Below are 2,853 nucleotides of genomic sequence, written 5' to 3' on the forward strand. Positions count from 1 at the left end.
GGCCGGTCCGTAGGGGGGACACGTGGGGGGACCCGTGGCCAGGAGCAGCGGTGTGCCGTTTTCGGCCGACCATGCGGTGCCGGCGCTGATCGTGAAGTTCGGTGACTATCCGCTGCACCACGGAGGCGTCGGGGCGATCCGCAGCCTGGGGCGGCTGGGAGTTCCGGTGTACGCGATCACGGAGGACCCTTACACACCCGCCGCCTCGTCGCGCTATCTGCGGCGGGCGTTCGTCTGGCCGACCACCGGGACCGAGGAACCGGAGCGGCTCGTCGAGGGGCTGCTGCGGATCGGGAAGCGGATCGGGCGGCCCGCTGTCCTCGTTCCCACGGACGAGGAGGCCGCCGTGCTGATCGCCGAGCGGCAGCGGGAACTCGGCGAGGCCTTTGTCTTCCCGCCCGTGGAGGCGGGGCTGCCGCGCCGGCTCGCCAGCAAGCAGGGGCTGCACGACTTGTGCGTAGAGCACGGCATACCGACTCCGGCCGCCGCCTTCCCGGAGTCGTACGACGACATCGAGCGGTTCGCGCGCACGGCACGGTTCCCGGTGGTGGCCAAGAACCGGGAGGCGTTCGTGCGGCGGGCCCGGCCCGCTGTCAACGGCACTACGCGCATCGCGAGCAGGGAGGCACTGCTGTCCCTGGCGCGCGGCTGGGGCGAGCGACCCGGTGTGATCCTTCAGGAGTACCTGCCCCGGGAGGAGGCCGAGGACTGGATCGTGCACGCCTACTTCGACGCGGACTCGAACCCGCGCGCGTTGTTCACGGGCGTCAAAGTCCGTTCCTGGCCGCCGCACGCGGGAATGACGGCAAATGCGTACGTCGTCGACAATCCGGAACTCGCGGACGTCGCCGCGCGTTTCATCAAACAGATCGGGTTCACCGGAATCATCGACCTCGACCTGCGCTTCGACCGGCGCGACGGACAGTACAAGCTTCTCGACTTCAACCCACGGATGGGCGCCCAGTTCCGGCTCTTCGAGAGCGAGTCGGGGGTGGACGTCGTCCGGGCCATGCATCTCGATCTGACCGGCCGCGCCGTCCCGGAGGGGGAACAGCGCGCCGGGCACCGGTACATCGTGGAGAACATCGACCTGCCCGCCCTCCTCGCCTACCGGCGCAGCGGTTATACGACGCCGCACGCGCCGACCCGGGCGAGCGGGACGGAACTGGCCTGGCTCGCGGGTGACGACCCGCTGCCGTTCCTCACGATGCTCGTCCGCTTCGTGCGGCCGGGCGCGAAGCACCTCTATCAGCTCTGGCGGACCAGCCGTCGCGGCGGCGGCTGACGGCAGGGAAAACGGCAGAGCAGGCAAACAACCGGGCGCGCAAACAGCGCAGCACGCAAACGACAGAGCAGGAAACGACAGAGCAGCAAACGGCAGAGCAGGGAAAACGGCAGAGCAGGGAAAACGGCAGAGCAGGCAATCAACAGAGGCAGGAGAGAGGGAGAGCGGCAGAGCAACACGGAGTGGCGAAACATCGTCCTGGGGAGGGACTTCGTGAATCAACATCCGGTAGCGGTCATCGGCGCGGGACCGTTCGGGCTGTCCACCGCCGCGCATCTGCGGGCGCGGGGCATTCCTGTGCGAGTGTTCGGTGAGCCCATGGTGAGCTGGCGGGACCACATGCCCGCCGGGATGCTCCTGAAATCGACGCCGGCGGCCTCCAGCATCGATGCCCCGCAGCGTGGCCACACCCTGGCGGACTACTGCGACGCGGTGGGGGCGCCCCGGCTGGTCCTGGACGAGGACATCATCCCGGTGGGGACCTTCATCGCGTACGGCGAGTGGTTCCAGCAGCGGCTGGTGCCCGAGCTGGAACGAGTACGCGTGGTGTCCGTGGACCGGCGGCACAAAGGGACCTCCGGCGGTGGCCGGAGCGGACCCGGCGGCGATGGCGGTTTTGAACTCAAGCTGGATTCGGGCGAGTTGTTCACCGCACGGGCGGTCGTGGTGGCGACGGGGCTCTCGGGGCTCGCCCATCTGCCCCAGGAGCTGGCCGGCGCCGTGCCGGACGGGCCTTCGCCCACGGGACCGGTGTCTCACAGTTCGCAGCATCACGACCTGAGCCGGTTCACGGGAAGAGAGCTGATCGTCGTCGGTGCGGGCCAGTCCGCGCTGGAGACGGCGGCGCTGGCGGCGGAGGCGGGGGCGCGAGTACGGGTGGTGTCGCGCGGGAGTGGCCGAGTCGCCTTCGGCGCGCCCCCGTGGAAGCAGCCCGGGTTGCGGCCCAAGTCGCCGTTCGGCAACGCGTGGTCGCTGTGGGCCCTCAGCTACTACCCGCACCCTTACCGCTATCTCCCGGACCAGGCCCGCCACTACCTGGTCCGCCGGGTTCTCGGGCCGCTCGGGGCGTGGTGGCTGCGCGACCGGTTCGAGGGGAAGGTGCGGGTGAGTGAGGTCGAGCGGATCGTCCGGGCGGAGGGCGCCGGCACTGTGGGCAGTTCGAGTTCGGGGAGCGGGGCGGGCCCCGAAAGCGGGCGGGCGGTGCTGACCGTACGTGAACTCGACGGTCGTACACGGGAGTTGTCGGCAGACCACGTCATAGCCGCGACCGGCTACCGCGTCGACACCGCCGCGATGGACTTCCTCGGGCCCGAGCTGCGTACGGAGTTGGCGGTGAGCCGGGGGACGCCGAGGCTCGGTGCCGGGTATGTGTCCTCGATACCCGGGTTGTACTTCACGGGCTTGCCGGCGGCGGCTTCGTACGGGCCGGTGATGCGGTTCGTGTGCGGTACGGAGTTCGCGTCTCCGAGGCTGGCGGGGCATCTGGCGGCGGCGCACGGGTAGGCGGGGTGAGGGTGGGGTCGCGTGGAGGCGCGGTGCGGGTTCTGTTTCCCGCCCGGATCCCGGAT

2 protein-coding genes are annotated in these 2,853 nt (G+C 70.1%); both read left to right on the top strand.

Features of this window, described 5'->3' with window-relative positions:
* Nucleotides 1-52: 52 nt before the first annotated feature.
* Nucleotides 53-1,285, top strand: coding sequence for a carboxylate--amine ligase (locus tag AOK08_RS21150; RefSeq protein ID WP_055528316.1), 1,233 nt, complete (start codon nt 53-55; stop codon nt 1,283-1,285).
* Nucleotides 1,286-1,498: 213 nt separating this feature from the next.
* Entirely contained in the window at nt 1,499-2,788 is a 1,290-nt protein-coding gene (locus AOK08_RS21155; protein ID WP_241827033.1) for an FAD-dependent oxidoreductase, read from the top strand.
* The last annotated feature ends 65 nt before the right edge of the window (nt 2,789-2,853 follow it).

This window comes from Streptomyces graminilatus (assembly GCF_001418565.1).
GTDB classification, from domain to species: Bacteria; Actinomycetota; Actinomycetes; order Streptomycetales; family Streptomycetaceae; genus Streptomyces; species Streptomyces graminilatus.